General features: G+C 50.9%; 14 protein-coding genes. 2 read left to right on the top strand and 12 right to left on the bottom strand.

What is annotated here, in order from left to right:
- Window positions 1-6: 6 nt before the first annotated feature.
- On the bottom strand, window positions 7-1476 hold the full coding sequence (locus LLF78_07255; GenBank protein ID MCE5202292.1) for a leucyl aminopeptidase: 1470 nt from the start codon (window positions 1474-1476) through the stop codon (window positions 7-9).
- Between the two features lie 229 nt (window positions 1477-1705).
- On the opposite strand from LLF78_07255, the gene LLF78_07250 reads away from it, so the two are divergent.
- Window positions 1706-3097, top strand: a complete 1392-nt coding sequence (locus tag LLF78_07250; GenBank protein ID MCE5202291.1) for an FAD-binding protein — start codon at window positions 1706-1708, stop codon at window positions 3095-3097.
- Between the two features lie 131 nt (window positions 3098-3228).
- On the opposite strand, the gene LLF78_07245 is transcribed toward LLF78_07250, so the two are convergent.
- From LLF78_07245 to LLF78_07215, 7 genes are all read right to left on the bottom strand, one after another.
- Window positions 3229-4641, bottom strand: a complete 1413-nt coding sequence (locus LLF78_07245; GenBank protein MCE5202290.1) for a sodium-dependent transporter — start codon at window positions 4639-4641, stop codon at window positions 3229-3231.
- A 117-nt stretch (window positions 4642-4758) separates the two neighbouring features.
- Entirely contained in the window at window positions 4759-5661 is a 903-nt protein-coding gene (locus LLF78_07240) for a DMT family transporter (protein MCE5202289.1), read from the bottom strand.
- Window positions 5662-5856: 195 nt separating this feature from the next.
- Window positions 5857-6858 carry an ornithine cyclodeaminase family protein gene (locus tag LLF78_07235; GenBank protein ID MCE5202288.1) on the bottom strand — a complete coding sequence of 334 codons (1002 nt, stop codon included), beginning with the start codon at window positions 6856-6858 and terminating at the stop codon, window positions 5857-5859.
- Between the two features lie 9 nt (window positions 6859-6867).
- A complete protein-coding gene (locus LLF78_07230) occupies window positions 6868-7845 on the bottom strand; it encodes a threonine/serine dehydratase (protein ID MCE5202287.1) in 978 nt (325 codons plus the stop codon).
- A 9-nt stretch (window positions 7846-7854) separates the two neighbouring features.
- On the bottom strand, window positions 7855-8931 hold the full coding sequence (locus LLF78_07225; GenBank protein MCE5202286.1) for an alanine/ornithine racemase family PLP-dependent enzyme: 1077 nt from the start codon (window positions 8929-8931) through the stop codon (window positions 7855-7857).
- Between the two features lie 130 nt (window positions 8932-9061).
- The gene (locus LLF78_07220; protein MCE5202285.1) at window positions 9062-10102 is read right to left on the bottom strand and encodes a homoserine dehydrogenase; all 1041 of its coding nucleotides are present in this window, start codon (window positions 10100-10102) and stop codon (window positions 9062-9064) included.
- An 80-nt stretch (window positions 10103-10182) separates the two neighbouring features.
- The gene (locus tag LLF78_07215) at window positions 10183-11292 is read right to left on the bottom strand and encodes an aminotransferase class I/II-fold pyridoxal phosphate-dependent enzyme (protein ID MCE5202284.1); all 1110 of its coding nucleotides are present in this window, start codon (window positions 11290-11292) and stop codon (window positions 10183-10185) included.
- Window positions 11293-11605: 313 nt separating this feature from the next.
- Between LLF78_07215 and LLF78_07210 the strand changes: the two genes are divergently transcribed.
- Complete coding sequence (locus LLF78_07210) at window positions 11606-12586, top strand: threonine/serine dehydratase (GenBank protein ID MCE5202283.1); 981 nt, start codon at window positions 11606-11608, stop codon at window positions 12584-12586.
- A 147-nt stretch (window positions 12587-12733) separates the two neighbouring features.
- Here LLF78_07210 and LLF78_07205 read toward each other — a convergent pair whose 3' ends face one another.
- The 4 genes from LLF78_07205 to LLF78_07190 form a co-directional block, all read right to left on the bottom strand.
- Window positions 12734-13816 carry a sulfurtransferase gene (locus tag LLF78_07205; GenBank protein ID MCE5202282.1) on the bottom strand — a complete coding sequence of 361 codons (1083 nt, stop codon included), beginning with the start codon at window positions 13814-13816 and terminating at the stop codon, window positions 12734-12736.
- 64 nt (window positions 13817-13880) lie between these two features.
- Window positions 13881-15065, bottom strand: a complete 1185-nt coding sequence (locus LLF78_07200) for a mitochondrial fission ELM1 family protein (protein MCE5202281.1) — start codon at window positions 15063-15065, stop codon at window positions 13881-13883.
- A gap of 21 nt (window positions 15066-15086) precedes the next feature.
- Window positions 15087-16262, bottom strand: coding sequence for a 3-deoxy-D-manno-octulosonic acid transferase (locus tag LLF78_07195; protein ID MCE5202280.1), 1176 nt, complete (start codon window positions 16260-16262; stop codon window positions 15087-15089).
- A 108-nt stretch (window positions 16263-16370) separates the two neighbouring features.
- Entirely contained in the window at window positions 16371-17375 is a 1005-nt protein-coding gene (locus LLF78_07190) for a KpsF/GutQ family sugar-phosphate isomerase (protein ID MCE5202279.1), read from the bottom strand.

The raw sequence follows: 17375 nt of genomic DNA, 5'->3' as shown, positions 1-17375 counted from the left end.
ACCACCTTAAAGTTTCATTATCAAAGCCGCAAGAGTCCTCATTCCGAAACCGGACGCCCCATTAACATAGTAGCTCCACGGGTCCTTTACAAAATCCGCTGCAGCAATGTCAAGGTGGACCCATGGGATATCCTTATCGACAAATGCTTCCAGGAACATGGCGGCTGTTATCGCTCCCCCATAGCGCCCACCTGAATTGACCATATCAGCCACAGGTGATTTTATCGCCTTGCGCAGGTTGGGGTCGTCCATGGGCAGCTTCCAGAAACGCTCTCCGCTCTGCTTCGCCGCAGAGAGAACAATTTCCGCAAATCCATCGTTGTTGGTAAAGAGACCGGCAGTAGTCGAGCCGAGCGCTACGGCACATGCGCCTGTCAGTGTAGCTATGTCGATGATCTTATCCGGTTTGAGTTCAGACGCATAACAGAGCGCGTCAGCCAGAGTCAGGCGGCCCTCTGCGTCCGTATTGTTAATTTCTATAGTCTTGCCGTTCCGTGCACGAAGGATATCGTCAGGCCTGTAGGCACTGCCTCCAGGCATGTTTTCAGCAGCCGCTATGATGACTGAGACCTTCCAAGGAAGCTCAAGCAATGCCGCGGCGCGGATAGCCCCTAAAACCGCACAGGCGCCGCTCTTGTCCCCCTTCATGGTCGTCATGTGTTCTGATGGTTTTATGTCAAGACCGCCGCTGTCAAACGTCAGCCCCTTGCCGACCAAGGCTATGTGGCCTCTGCATTCCCCCTTCGGGGTCCATGTAAGATGGATAAACCTCGGCGGATTAGCAGAGCCGCGAGCCACAGCATAATAGGCGTTCATCTTCTCGCTTAAGATGCGCTCTTGATCCCATATCTCACACCCAAGACCAAGCTCCTCAGCCAGCTCTGATGCCTTTTCCGCCAGCACCTGCGGAGTCACGACGTTACCGGGCTCATTGGCTATATCCCTCGTGTAGCACTGGGACTCGGCAAGGATGTATCCCTCGCGCAGACCATCTTCGTTACCGTCTATTACAACGACGTTCTCTACGCGTTTGAACCTGTCGTCAGCTTCGCGAGTCAGATATTTGTCGAATCTGTAGCTGCCAAGCACCGCCCCCTCCGCTGCAGAACACGAACTATTTTTTTCACATGCCTTCGGAAGGTAAATGGCTGTATTCACAAGTCCTTTTGATGCCGCTTCTCTCACTACGTTAAACACACACTCGCGTATTTTGTCCCCGTCGTTCCCGTCTTCCTCACCAAGACCGCAGAGGACTACCGTCCTCACAGCTTTAGCCTTATCGGCAACCGATATCTTTAAGGATGTTCCGGCCTTGCCTTTAAAACCTTCATTCATAATGTTGCGGCGGCATAAGTCACGCATCTCCGCACGAAGCGGATCAAGGCATACCGTATCAGGCTCCGCCTCATATACAAGTATTCCTATAACGTCGGCAGATTCCGGACTAAACCCGTCTTCAGGCGTTCTTATATTCACAAAAAATTCCCCCCATAAATGTAACCTGCAGCTATTACAATACTGATAATAATAACACTATTTAATCTTTATTAAAGGTGATTTATGCCGACATTCTATATTTTTACAGAAAATAAAAAGCTCCCAGCAGCATCACAGCGGTATATAGAAAACAAGTACAAAATACATTCTATTTTCTGCTATACTTTACCGGTAGAACGCCCAGCCTGTGATGTATGGGGGAATGTCAATGAACGATACATATGATGCTATTATAGTCGGGGCCGGACCTGCAGGGCTTTTCGCCGCACTGGAGCTTATAGGCAAGGGCAAGAAGGTCGTTATCCTGGACAAGGGACGCCCCATTGAGGCCCGTATATGTCCTATGAAAATGGGGGCCAAGGAGTGCTTGCACTGCAACCCGTGCAACGTGGTCTGCGGATGGGGCGGGGCAGGCGCATTCAGTGACGGGAAACTTACCCTTACCCCGGAGTTCGGCGGTAACCTCGAAGAATACTGCGGACACCAGCAGCTTCTCTCCTTAATAGACGAAGCGGACAAAGTATACCTTGACCACGGGGCAAGCACAACACTCTTCGAACCCAATGGTGAACATGCAAAAAAAATCATAGCGCTGGCGCTGCAGGCAGGACTTGATATAATCCCCGCCAAGATACGGCATATGGGTACGGACCGGTCAAAATTAATCCTAGGCGCCATATATGAGACAATAAAGGATCACTGCGACGTGAGGACAAATACGCCTGTCGACAGGGTGCTCCTAAACACTGACGGCTCTGTGGCAGGAGTAGCGCTCGAAAGCGAAGAAGAAATATTTGCAAAACGCGTGCTTCTGGCACCCGGACGCGAGGGTGCGGCCTGGATGGAAAAGACCATTCACAGCCTCGGACTTAATATAGAATCGCTTCCGGTAGACATAGGCGTAAGAGTGGAGATACCCTCGGCGTGGGCGGAGGACATCACAGACCAGTTCTACGAGATCAAAGCGCTTTTTGACACTCCTACGTTTGACGACAAGGTGCGCACATTCTGTATGTGCCCTCACGGTGAAGTCACTACGGAGTTCCAGAGCCACCACAACATCCTTACGGTAAACGGACACTCGAACAGGGAGAATGACAAAAAGACAGAAAACACGAACTTTGCAATACTGGTCTCGACAAAGTTTACAAAGCCCTTCAATGATCCGATAGGATACGGGAGCCACATAGCACGCCTCGCCAATATGCTTGGCGGCGGCATACTCGTTCAGCGCCTTGGAGATCTGCGCAAAGGACGCCGTTCAACACATGACCGCATAGCGCGCGGACTCATAAAGCCGACGCTTGAAAGCGCCGAGCCCGGCGATTTGGCTTACGTCCTTCCATACAGACACCTGGTAGGCATAATGGAGATGCTCGCTGCCCTGGACAACATCATTCCGGGAGTCAACGGCAGACACACGCTGCTCTACGGGGTCGAGGTAAAATTCTACAGCCTCAAAGTCGCCTTGGACAAAGGCCTTCGGACCTCCATCCCAGGTCTCTATGCCGCCGGAGACGGGGCAGGAGTCACACGCGGCGTGATACAGGCATCTGCGTCCGGCCTCTGGGCCGCACGCTCAATGCTTTCCGAAGACTGAGGAATTTCTATCCTGCGCTGCGGGATATTATAAAGCGGCGGGCAGAAGACTCAAGCAAAATATGTCTTCAAACCTGCCGCAGATGTTTTAAAATCAGACACTGATGCTTATGTTAAGGCTCCGTCTTTACTTTAATACTTTATGATGCCAACCGAATTAAGGAAGATCAGGAGAACGAGGATCGGTGTCACATAGCGAAGCAGAAAACGGATAAACTGTACTTTTCCTTCGTTGTGGAGTTTGCCATGGTTAGTGAGCTCGTCCCTCAGATCTTTTTCCTTCATCTTGTAACCGGCGTACAGAGCAATGAAAAGTCCGCCGAGAGGCATAAAGACGTTGGAAGACAGGAAGTCAAAAATATCGAAAAATCCTCTGCCCATGACTTTGATACCGCCGAAGAAACTTGTGCCGTCGGCGGAACCGGCGGCAAGGATACCGACTATGCCCATTATCACACAGTTCAGCAAAGCCGCCTTCTTACGCGGCATGTTGAATTCTTCCGACATCCATACTGTCGGCACTTCAACAAGGGAGAGCATTGCTCCGTTTGCGGCAAATGATGTCAGGAGGAAAAATGCAAAGAGCAGCACCTGCCCGAATGGCATCTGAGAGAAGACAAGCGGTATCGTTATGAAGAGAAGCCCGGGGCCGGCACCTGGTTCAAGCCCGAACGAGAAAACTGTAGGGAAAATTGCAAGTCCGGCCAGCATCGAAACACATATATCTGCGATCGCTATCTTGAGAGGAGCGGTCGAAAGGTCGGAGTCTTCGGTAAAATATGAGCCGTAGGTTATCATTGTGCCCATGCCCAAAGAAAGCTTGAAGAACGCAAGCCCCATCGCTCCGAGTACAACTGCCGGCGTTATCTGTGAGAAATCCACATGAAAAAGGAAGCGAAGCCCGTCTGCGGCGCCCGGAAGTGTAAGAGCGCGGATAGCACAGATTATAAGAAGCATAAAAAGCGCAGGCATCATTATCTTAATAGCCTTTTCAATGCCGCTTGAAACCCCCAGTGAGATGATCGTACCTATGACGCAAAGGACCAGCACCTGCCAGAAAATCGGTGAAAGCACCGCCCAGGAGAAGAAGCTTCCGCCCGCTGTCCCTGCACCTATCGCGCTGCCGAACATAGCGGCAGCTGTTGCAGTCGTGACACCGGAAAATGCGCCTATTGCGGCCTTGAAGGTATAGAAGTAAACCCAGCCTGCCACACAGCTGTAGAAGAACATGATAAGGTATGCGGAAAGAGCTCCCATAAATCCGATACCGGACCACGGAGAATTGGGGTTTTTGTCGAGCTTTTTGAAAGCGCCTACGGCATTAAGCCTTGAACGGCGTCCAATGACAAATTCACTGATCATAATAGGAACAGCGACCATAAATACGAAGAACAGATAAAGGACAAGAAAGGCACCGCCTCCGCCGGTCCCCGTCATGTACGGAAATTTCCAGATGTTGCCAAGACCTACTGCCGAACCAAGTGCGACCATAAGCGCAGTAAGGCTGGAACTGAATCCATCCCTCTTGCCTGCCTGTTTTGACATTACAATCTCCTCCTCAATAAAATCATAATAAAGAATTTGGAGTAATCTATAAAAAATGCGACTCAATTTTACACCAATATACCTAAAATTAGTCAATATATCATTTTTGCTTTATAATCAGTTGGAATTATCAGGTCTGACCGTGGCACAAATTATAGCAACCATTATGACAGCACAGCCAAAGACCTCCTGTGCCGACGGGTTCTGACCGAGAGCAAGCCCCGTCAGCCCTACGGCGACAACTATCTCAAGCGTGCAAAGAAGGCTTACGGTGGCAGCAGGGATGTACTTAAGCGCGGTGTAGAAAAACCCGTATGCGATGAGGCTGCCGCTGAGAGACTGGAATACCATCAGTCCGAATAATTGAGGCGTGAAGCTGGCAATGTCAGCCCAGCCCACGAAAACACTTTTGCATAGTCCAAGAATGATACCGCCGAAGAGGTGGGCGAAAAAAAGCAGTGTCATCTGGTCGGACTGCTGACCCTTTGCAACACGGCGGGCTGCAAGAGCCTGGCCTGATATGCCTATGACAGCAAGCAGACCCCACATAAGCCCTGGGATAGAGAGTCCTGAGAAGGTTTTTTCACCGCCGACCATGCCTGAATAAACACCGACTATTATCAAAAAACCGGAAATCACCTGGAGTTTCGTGGGTTTTTCCTGGGTTATGCAGAGGGAGCCAAGCAGGGTCACAAGAGGAAACGTATAATGAAGTATCAGCGCTTCCGCCACGGAGAGATAATTCAGCGACATAAGAAATCCCCCTCCGGAGCAGACGACGGACAGGACACCTGATAGGAGATAGAAGCGCAGCATAGGGCGGGTCGGCATAAACACGGTACTTCCCTTTGTAAAGTAAAGCCACGGCCCCATAACCGCAACAACGAAAAATGCTCGAAACACCATAACCGACATCAGACTTATCCCGACACCGTAAAATACCTTCGCGATAGGGCTGATCACACCCCAGCATATCGCCGCAAGAAGGGCCAGTATTACTCCCCGCCAATAGTTATTCATCCGCTACGCACCTCTCTGTACGCTAAAGTATTATGGTCAATAATTTCTGCCCTTGCATAGTTTTACGATCCGGCGGCACAAGAAAGGCACTGCGCTTTGATGCAGACACAAAACACTGCGGTATCATTCTGCGCAGAAAATACCGCGGTGTTATTGACGAGATGTGTGCTACATTTTTGTTTGTTATGCTTTTTGCTATTGTTCCATAAATACGACGGTACCTGAGTTTTCTGAAGCAGCGCGCTCAAGCGCTGTTTTAGCGGTGATAAGATCCTGCAGCGCCATGCCGGTGGCGTCAAACATGGTTATCTCTTCGGCAGATGTCCTGCCGGGCTTGACTCCGTTAAGGACTTCGCCAATCTCTGTTATGGATCCCGGCTTTATAAGGCCCTGTGCCACTGCGTGCTGGCATTCCCCCTTCTGCGATACCTGTATGCGTGAATCACCAAAGACTTTAGCTGACGCGACGATTTCAGATTCGATCTCCTGCTTCCCGGGCATATCCGCCCCTATAGTGTTGAGGTGCGTGCCTTTATTTAGCCAGCCTTTTCTGATAAAGGCTTTTTTGGAAGGCGTACATGTCACTACGATGTCCGCATCACATACAGACTTCTCAAGTTCGGCAAAAGATCTCGCCCTGACTGTGATATCCGGATAATTCGGAGAAACCTCGGAGACCATTGCAACTGCGGCTTCATCTATCGCGTCAAAAACATCAACATTCTTTAACTTTTTCATGACCTTCGACAGACCCATCAGCTGAGCCCTTCCCTGTGCTCCCGCTCCCACAATGACGGCTTTTTCTGATTCGGGCCTGGCAAAAGTACGCGCCCCCAGCGCGCCGGCAGCTCCGGTCCGCAGGAAAGTTACAGGCGTTCCTTCCAATATGCCGAGAGGCTGCTGGCGTTCGATATCCATAACTATAATGAGCCCCGCGAGCGCAGGAACTCCGAGAAGTTTCGGATTGTCGCGGTTCCACCCTAATATTTTAAGTCCGTAAATTCCGGCGCCCTCAATGTAACCTGACTTTATATCCATGTCCGTCCGCCCTGGGTCAAATTCATGGGTTATTACCGGAAAGAGCCCGGCCCTGCCTGAAGAGAAGAGCCGATAGACCTCTTCAACACCGGGTATCACATCGTCCATAGTTACAAGCCGGCGAAACTGTACCGCATCAATTATACGGATCTCGTACATCATGTCCTCCTATTTACTCGTGCTGTCAAGCGCGGCGATAAATTTTTCTTCTCCGATGTTACCGCCGGATACTACTATCCCGACTTTCATGCCCTTGAGGCTGACCTTGCCCGCAAGAGCTGCAGCTACTGTGACTGCACCGGCGCCCTCGACAAGCTGATGATGTTTTTCGAACATGAAACGGATCCCTCGGGCTATCTCTTCCTCAGAAACTCCGATGATCCCCTCAAGCTCTTTCCTTACAAAATCCAAATGGTTCTCACATGCCCCGCCGCCAAGGGCATCGGCCAGGCTGATGCTCTCATCAACAGGCTCAACACGGCCTCTCCTCAGAGCTTCCGGCCAGGCTGGATTAGCGGACGCATGGACCCCCCAGACCTTTATTCCGGGCCTCAGTGCCTTAGCGGCCGTCGCAACACCGCGAATAAGTCCGGCTCCGCTTATCTGGCAAAGTATCACATCAAGCTCAGGCTCGTCCTGGAGCATCTCAAGCCCCACAGTCCCCTGCCCTGCCGAGATATAAGGGTCATCAAACGCTGAGACGAATATCAGCCCTTCACGCTCAGCCATTTTCATACTCTCTGCCTCTGCCTCGTCATAGTAGGTCCCAATGACGCGGAGTTCGATATACTCCCCGCCTCTTTCAATGATCGCATCGCGTTTTATCTGCGGACACTGGCCGGGGACACATATCACGGCCCGTGTCTTGAGGGAACGCGCCGCCATCGCCATGCCCTGTGCGTGGTTGCCGCTGGAGCAGGTTATGACCCCCTTTTTTCGTTCCTCTTCGCTCATCGCGAACATCCGATTAAACGCGCCTCTAGGCTTAAAAGAACCGGCAATCTGCTGATTTTCAAGTTTCAGCCAGACCTGTGCGCCCGTCATACTGCTCAGCGCAGGAGAATATTCAAGAGGCGTCCGCCTGATCCTGCCGTTAAGAAACCTGGCCGCAAGCAGAATATCTGTGATCGTCACATCATATGACATTCTGTGTGATTACCCTTCAAATATTTTTGTAACATAAGGAGAGGTCGACGACGAAAGCATAGCCGGATAGTCCGGATGGAAGCGGAGCACGTCCCCGACTTTCGGGCGTATCGTGCAGTCTTCAATATCTACGAGCAGATGATCGCTTGAAGCCGTGATTATGCGCACACCTTGATCGAGAGGCTTCAGTCCGCCGATATTCACGTCCTGCCTGCCTATCGCAAGTATCCCGCGCAGCCGCTTCCCCCTGTCTTCAAAAACAGGGACATTGCCGAAAGCGTCCCGGCCGACCTCGCCTATCGGCAGTGTCGGCTTTACGCGGACTTCAACAAGCTCCGCCTCTATCTCCATAGTATTCTGTTTAAGCCATGGGACAATGACACCAGAGGATTTGTCCGACCCGAGAAGGTAGCCCTCTCCTATTCTGAGGTTATTCACACGCGGCGGGAATAATCCGTCATCAAGTGCGATCAGTGAACGCGTCGTAGCGCCGCCGGAGAATATATCAAGCCTCCGGCCCAAAGCTGACTCGAGCGTCTCGCCAAATGAAACGAACCTGCCAAGACTCTCCCTTGAAGGCAACACACCGCTCGCACAGCCGAAGTTGACCCCGATGCCGACGATCTTCAGAGCCGGACTGAGTTTTTTTAATTCTTCAGCAAGCGCGTCTGCCTCATCGGGCCAGAACCCCTCGCGCAGATCACCCATATCCGTCATTATAAGGACCTTGTGTTCTTTCTTCTTACTCTCGCATATTTTGGACATCGCAGCCAGCGTGCCTGTATCCGAAACAAGCGAATAGTCGGCTAGGCTGATAACATCCTCAAGCTCGGAACGCATAGGAATGCGTATAAGCGCAAACGGCACTTTTATGCCGGCCTCTTTCATCCTGCGTATGTTCATTATCCTGCTGTCAGCAAGCGCAGATACGCCTGTCCCAGCGATACGCTCAGCCAGTTCCACCGGTGCGGACAGACCCTTGGTTACCCCCCACACTGATATCCCGTGCCCTGCGCACTTTGTAACTATCGACCGCATGTTATTTTCCATAATATCCAGATGCACTCTCAAAATCGGATACGACATTTCATATCACTCCCGTCTCAGAATGAAAATATATCCTGGAATCTCCGGATTTCAGGTCTTTACGTTGATTATAATCTTATATCAACGGACATAGAGGTCAAGAGTACTTAAATGCTATTTAAGCGCGCCCTTACCGTGCGCTCGTACCCGAAGAGAGCCACCGCCCGACGGCCAGCAGGTCTCCGATAACTCCATAAGCAGTGTCTATCAGATCCGGGCATTCCTGGACAATAATATTAGGATGCATAAGATCGGACTCGATCCTTACAGCAGAACCAAAATGGGACACAAGCGCAAAGATGTCATTTGCGGCTACCTCTTCGACCTTGACTCTTGTGCGGACCTTCCCGCCTTCCGTCCATCCGCGGCATATAAGCTTCAGGCGCATGCCGCGCCGGACGGCATCCTGTGCCGCCTCAGGCGTAACAGAGCGTATCCCCTCACGTTCCACATCAAGCGGGGTAACATCCGCATCCATAAGCACATTTGCCAAAGCGGCGGTCTTGGCGGCAGGATCCCATCCGTCTACATCCATCGACGGATCAGCCTCGGCGATACCAGCGTTCTGAGCTTGCTTGATCCCATCCTCAATTGTTCCTCCGCGCTCCATAAACGAGAGGATAAAATTTGTCGTTCCGTTGAGTATGCCTGAAAAACCGGTAACCATTGTTCCTTTCATACAGCGTTCATAAAAATTGAAAACAGGGGCACCATCCATGACCGCTGATTCAAACAGATATTTAGCTCCATTTTTTTTCGCCAGATCATTAAGTTCGTGATACGCAAAACCGACAGGGCCCTTATTTGCGGATACGACAGATTTTCCGCGCTCCAGAGCCGCGCGTATATGCGACACGGCAGGCTCTCCCCTGTTCTCTATCGAAAGGGGGGATAGCTCGACCAGCACATCATAGTCCAGCACCTTCGCAGCCTCAAGCGGAGTGAGATCCGACAGACCCCTGCCATCAATGGCAAGCCTGCCGTGCTCCTTAAGATCCATAAGGACCGACGACAGATCAATGCCATCCGGATTCTCGATACCTCCGTGACGCCCTGTGAAAATGCCTATTACATCAGCAGAAAGATCTAGTTTCGGATAAAGTTGCCTGTTTATAAAAATCCTTGCCATCTCTTTTGCCACGTTGCCGAAACCTATAAATAATATCCGCATCATCTTCGCCCCTTTATCTGCAGTAATTCTTTGTACATTGGATCAATTCAGCATCTCCTTGGGCTATTGTTTAGCCTATTTTATTTTATTGCTTCCCTGATCGATGCGGAAATGGCGGCCAGACCTTCGCGCAATTCAGCATCCAGCGGCCAGCCGTATCCGATGCGCATGTATCTTCTGTCCTGCTCAAACCAGTGGCCCGGTCCGACATAGGTCCCGTACTTCTCATTCATTGTCTTATAGACCAGATCCACATCGACTTTCACTTCCGGCTTGATGCGCGGGAAACAGGTGCATGCCGCTTTCGGCTCAACCCATTCCATAAGCTCCTCTTTTTCGATCCACTCTTTGACAACTGCAAAGCGGTCCGCTATCACAGCGTCGTTTTGTTTTATCCACTCTTCCTTCTGCGACAGCGCGATATATCCGATATATTCATCAACTACGCTGCCGCCTATACAAACCTGTTCTTTCGCACACAGCAGCATGTCCATCATCGCTTTATCCAGGCAAACGGCCCAACCGATACGGATCCCCGGTATGCCGTAAGTCTTGGAAAGCGAGGATATGGAGATTACCTTTTCACTCAGCGACGCTGCTACGGGAAGTATCTCCTCTTTGAACATGTCACGGTATGTCTCGTCTATAAGCAGCCACTTGTTGTGTTTTTCCGCAATTGAGATGACCTCTTTGAGCTCCGCAAGCGGCATCATTGTTCCTGTAGGGTTATGAGGATTGGTAAGCGAGATATATTTTGTATCCGGGCGTATCATCGACTCCAGCTTTTCAATATCGACCCTGAACCCTTCTTCAAAAACCTGATCAAGGTAGCTGATATCCGCTCCGATTGCGCGGGGAGTTTCTATGTTAGTGCCGTAGTTGGGCCTTGCGACTATCATGTGGTCACCCTTCTCAAGCAGGGAAGAAGCCACGAGAAAAAGGGCTGAAGCCGCCCCGCACGTTACTATCACGTTGTCACGGTCTTGGATATCCGACTGTTTTGCTATGATCTCGCGTAGTTTGGGATCGCCAAGATGGTCTCCGTAAGGAAGGAGAAGATCGTCAAGCACGATCCCGAGGTCCTTAAGGTTCCTGTCTCGCACAGATGTCTCCGTCAGATTGTTTTTGATCCTGGAGTAACCTAACTGTTCCGGCGACTCCATTTCAATTGCCATGCGCACATACTTCATTTGACATCCTCCAAGTAAATAAGATATAATCTATATTAGTACATAATTGTATTGAATATTGTGTATATTGTGATTATAGTGATTGATTTTTCTATGTCAATGATCCCATAATATGTTTTTAAAGGCTAACTGTTATTTATTATGATAAACAAAATATCCTCTTTGAGGGAAAAATACCTATTGAAAAAACGAAGCATCCTTGAATCAAGAGATCAGCACGATGAAGGGGCAGTAATACAAAAAATGCAGGCGCACATCCATCAGGGATTCTGTGACCTGCGCCTATCCTGAAATCCGGAGGCCTTAAATTAAAATGGATAATCTTCCTATCAACCCCAGCTTTACAGATGTCGTAAGAGCATACCGTTTTTTGAACAAGCGAGTCAGGCATACGCCGACAGAATATTCTTATCCCCTTAGCGAGATGGCAGGAGCTCCTGTCTACATCAAATGGGAAAACCAGCAGATATGCGGCTCGTTCAAACTTCGCGGGGCTCTCTACAAGATGAGCTCACTGAACGATGAAGAGCGCGCACGCGGCGTCGTAACATGTTCAAGCGGCAACCACGGACAGGGTGTCGCGCTTGCAGCGAATGAACTCGGCATCAAGACACTGATATTCGTACCAAAGGCCTGCCCTGAGACGAAAAAACTGGCGATAAGGCGCCGCGGCGGAGAATTCATAGAACTTATTGTCTGTGATGGCGACTATGATTTCGCCGAGGCGACCGCGCACAAGCATGCTGAAGAAAGAGGCATGACATATATCTCTTCGTTCGAAGATCCTACCGTTATCGCAGGACAGGGAACGGCAGGCTTCGAGATGTTCACCGACGAACCTGATATCGACCTGCTGCTCGTTCCGGCAGGAGGCGGGGGTCTTATGAACGGGATGGCAATAGCGGCGAAGGCGATAAACCCGAAGGTCGAGATATGGGGCGTCCAGTCAGTGGCTTCAAATCCGTGGGTCGTTTCCTGGGCGGACGGGATTGTCAAAGAAGTGGAATATTTTGAAACCCTCGCTGACGGTCTGGCAGGATACATTCCACAAAGCCTTCTTACACTTGCCAAAACTCGCGTAAGCGGAATACATGAAATTACAGAAGAAGACATAGCAAACGCAATAGCGTTCCTGCACAGGGAACACCATCAGGTGGCAGAAGGGGCCGGAGCAGTGGGAGTCGCGGCGCTTCTTGCAGGTAAAGTCGACGTCCGAGGTCGTAAAACCGGAATAATCATCTCGGGCGGAAATATAGATGAAGATAAACTGAAAAAAATCCTGACAAAATACTAGACCCTACCGTTATACAGATATTCTTGCATTAGAGCCGCAGACCAAGATAAACGACAGAAGAACGGGACCGGTCTATGGTGTGTTTTCGTATCCCACCAAAAACCGGCCCCGATGTTTTATGGATCTAACGCTGCAGTGCGGCAGCTATCATTCGGATTTCTCAAGCGGCAGTTTAGGGTTGCCCGCCCACGCCTGAAAACCCTCGTCATAGCACCGTGACTTGTGGTAGCCGGCATAGCGCAGCACCATTGTAACGAACGCCGCCCTGACTCCCGCCGTGTCATAGACAACTATCTCATTGTCAGGGGTTATGCATGCCTTTTCAAGAAGTACTTTGATCTCTTCTGCCTCTTTAAAGTCATAGTTATCCTTCACAAAATCCTGCAGCTCGATGTTGATCGCACCGGGAAGATGTCCAGCGCGTTTCTCCTGAAACGGACGGATCTTGCCCTGATATTCGGCAGGTGTGCGGACATCAAGGATGACAAGTCCCTCCTTGCCAAGGTTGTCGTCTATCCACTTAGTATCTACCATATAGGTTGCCTGGTACTTAGGGATGGAGAAAGCAACGGACTTATTCTTATGGTTAGTCTTTGAAACAGTCCCTCCTGCCTGCTTCCATGCAGTGAACCCTCCTTCAAGGATCCTTGCATTTTTGATCCCGCTCATACGAAGTATGCATAGGACCCAGCCGCTCTGCCCCCAGCCTCCGGCATCGTCATAAGCTATCACGGTCTTTTTGCCGTTGATACCGAGTGCGCCAATTCTTTTGGCCATCGTTGCCGACGGCCATACCGTACCCCATTTGATACTGCCGTTCGGCGCTCCCATATTTGCAAAGTATGTCCACGTCGCGTTGACTGCTCCCGGGATGTGCCCCCCGGCATAGAGACTCTCCGGACGCGCGTCGACAATGATAACGTTTGCCCTGTTTTTTTTAAGCCATTCCGGCGATACAAGGAGTGTCGCTTTAGTTTCAGGTATACCGGGCGCCATTGGTGTCGGCTTGATCGGACGGATGACCGTGTGTATTTCAGCGGCAGGCAAAGCTGATGTACTTGCCGGCGTTACAGTTTTATCAGGAGAGACTGAAGATTCCACCGCCACTGCCATGGAAGAAAATATTAATAACATGGAACCCATAAGCGCTGTCGTCACAAATTTTCTCATAGAACCATCCCTTTCACTTATGCCGCATGAGCAGCTGTCAACAATTAGTTTAGACGCCATATTTTGATTATTATCTTAACGAAGTTTCCCATATTTTAATCTGTGAAACTACTGCTTTACATATCTATTGCCAATTATCACAGATCCACTGCGCGGCACGTTTTGCCTCGTTGAATTCCTTCCACATGACGCCGTCATCTGATTCCTCCGGCATAGATGTCTCATGCCGTCTCCTTATCCAGTCACGAAATTCCACCAACGCATCATGGCGCGCGAAATGGTCGAACACAACGTCAAATCTCGGTATGCCCCAAAGAAGATTCGGCGGCACAGCCCCTGCGTTTACAAGTGAAGCCGTTGCATTCTGAAGCAGTCTTTTTATCCCCTTATTGTGTTCTACGCGGAGGAGAACGGCCCTGTGTCCGCCTGTTATAGTCTCCGAGACCATGTTGACTGAGTCCTCTGTGCAGAATACCTCTGTGGAGAAGCCCAGCATGGCCGGTATTGGGTTGAACTGGTCTTCTGACGCGATCAGAAGGTACCTTACCGAAGAAGAACGCGAGGCAAGCAGCTTAAGCATTTTAACAGCCTCAGGCGATGTCCTGCGCGAGGTCGTTATATAGAGGTCCGCGCCTTCCTGTTCCGCTATCCCCATTATGTGACCGATCTGTCTTTTCATCCAGGCCGGCGTTACAGCATAGTTCGCATCGTCGCCGCCTATAAGTATTGACCAGATCATATCTGAAGCAGGCGGATATTCGGCAAGCAGCTTATCTGCCTCTTTCTGCAGATCCTCCTTGATTACAGAATTTGGTGAACCGAGAGTAACAAGAACGTTGGGCTTACGCGGCGGATGATCGTGCTCCGGAACTATGGCAAAGTCAAATGGATCCGTCCCCACTATGCCGGGAGTCATAATAGTAGCGCAGGAGCAGCGCCAGATATATCCAAGCGCGAGGTTATAGAGCGCAGGGGTGCTTCCTGCCGAGATTATAAGGACCTCTCTTGACCCTTCATGTATGTCTCTCTCCGCAAACCACTGTCCGACCTTGCGTACAATGATGTCGCCGTCAGCCATAGCGATCCAGTCACGCGCATCACGCCTGCTGCCTCCCACAAGTCTGCGGGCTCCGGCCCTTGTCCTCATCTTTGCAAACCCACTTAAGCACGGGACTTCTGTCTCAAGTATCTCGGCTCCCGTGAGTTTTGAGAGCCATACCGCGACACCCCGGCTCTGGTTAAGATGTCCGCGGATACCGTCGCTCAAAATTATTATGACCCTGATCCCATGACGTTCAGTTATAGGCAATCCGGTTTCTCCCTTTCAAATTTAAATGGCGCTTTGCCAATATCTGCCTATCTCCGCCCAAGTCCTCCGTGCTGCACCTGATGCTTTTGCGAAATATTTTGCGCTGAGATCTCTGTATCGATCCCAGCCGTCATTATGGACCTGAGCGGCTATTCCAGTCCATATTTCCCCAAGTTTTTCGGCACTATCAGCCTGTGCGGCTATGCCGAGAGAGAGGAATTCCGCCGATGCCTCTGCAAAATCCTCCATGTGAGGCCCGTACTGGACAGGAACTCCCCATGATACGGGCTCCAGGATGTTCTGTCCGCCCTTGTCCACAAAACTGCCTCCGATAAAAGCTGCCGCGGCCACCCCGTAAAGCTCAAAAAGCACACCTATTTGGTCGACCACAAGAACCTCCCAGCCCCCGCTTATTTCTGACAAAAGAGAGGTCGCGAATTCATCACCTGACAGAGCTTCCACTGCAGCAGCGCGCTCCGGATGCCTCGGCGCTATAATGAGCCTTGAATCAGGCTCTGTTTTTCGTAATATCTTAAATGCGGCAAGAACTATCTCATCTTCTCCGGTATGAGTGCTGCCAGCCATAAAGATCGGCCCCTTATAAAATTCCAGCTTTGCGGCCCATGCATCGCGCACAGCCTGATTTTTACGCAAGAGCAGCGCATCGATTTTGCTGTCGCCGAATACATGCATCCTGCCACGCGGGATCCCCAGCGACTCAAGCCTGAAAGCATCACGCTCGCCGCGCAGGAATATCTCATTAAAGAGTCCGTAAAGCTCCATTCCGACTCTGCTCCTCAGAGTACCCTGAAGCCGCGCCCATGTTCTGTCGGATATACGTCCATTGACAAGAAATGTCTTAACACCGGCATCACGCATCTCCCAGAGCATATTAGGCCACAGTTCTGTTTCGGCGGCGGCGAAGGCCCACGGATCAAGGCTTTTTATCGCAGACCGCACAAATTTTTTTTTATCCCAGGGATAGTAAATATGCGCATCGAAGAGACCTCCGCCAAGACGAAGCGCCATTGCCTTCCCTGTTTCTGTGGTAGTCGAGATGATTACCGGCCCGCTGTATCCGGCATCACGCGCCGCTTTGACAAGAGGCATGACAGCCTGTACTTCTCCGACTGAAACTCCGTGCAGCCATAGCGGACGTCTGCCTTTAAGGCAGGCGATCACCTCCGCTGACTGGATCCCACGACGCTCAGAGTAGCCTTCTGTATATTTTTTTCTGAGAATGGGCCATATAAAAATAAAAGCAAGATTTATAAGCGGCTGATATAGTTTCCTGAGAAGCGACAGTTATGCCACCCCCGCTTTCAGTATCTCATGGATATGGACCATTCCCACCGGCTTCCCGTCCTCGACGACTATAATAGCGGACACCTCCCACTGTTCCACTATTCGTACGGCTTCGACGGCCAGCCTGTCCGGAGCTATTACACGCGGGGTCCTTGTCATAGCGAGACTTACAGGCAATTCAAGCCCCTGCAGTCCCTCTTTTTCCATCAACCGCCTAAGGTCTCCGTCAGTAAAGACTCCGACCAGCTTTCCATCGTCATCGACTATGGCCGTGGCACCATAGCCCTTGCTGGTAATATCAAACAGGGCTTCACGTACAAGGGCCCTCTGGTTTGTAACAGGAAGTTTGTCGCCGGCACCCATGAGATCCCTGACTCGCAGGAGCAATTTTTTGCCAAGAGCCCCCCCAGGATGGAACAGCGCAAAGTCCTCCCTGCCAAGTCCAAGCAACAGCGTCGCCATACCGGCGACCGCATCTCCGATAGCCATCTGGAGCGTCGTGCTGCTTGTGGGAGCAAGACCAAGCGGATCAGCCTCCCCGTTTACATGACAGTTAAGTACAATATCCGATTCCCTTGCAAGCGTAGACTCGGCATTGCCGGTCACCGCTATTATCGGTGCGCCGATCCTTTTAAAATAGAGGATAATATCGACAATTTCCCTCGTCTCACCGCTGTTGCTGAGGAAGAAGCCTACGTCCTCGCGGCACACCATTCCGAGATCACCGTGCACGCCCTCTGTCGCATGCAGAAAGAACGCGGGGACCCCGAGCGAAGCAAATGTGGCTGCCGTTTTTCTGCCCACATGTCCTGATTTGCCAAGCCCTGAGACGACCACCCTCCCGCGGCAGCGGCTTACCAGGTGAGCGGCCTCGACTATTTCCTGTCCGAGCCGGAGCGCCGCAATCGAGAGCGCATCGGCTTCCTTAGTCAGTATATCCCTGCCGGCTTTAAGCAGATCTCCGTCGGAAATTTTCTTTTCTTCGCGCTCGTAAGGAAGGTCCAT

This window comes from Synergistaceae bacterium, from assembly GCA_021372895.1.
Taxonomy (GTDB): Bacteria; Synergistota; Synergistia; order Synergistales; family Synergistaceae; genus JAJFTP01.
This window is presented reverse-complemented; position numbering and strand designations above follow the sequence as displayed.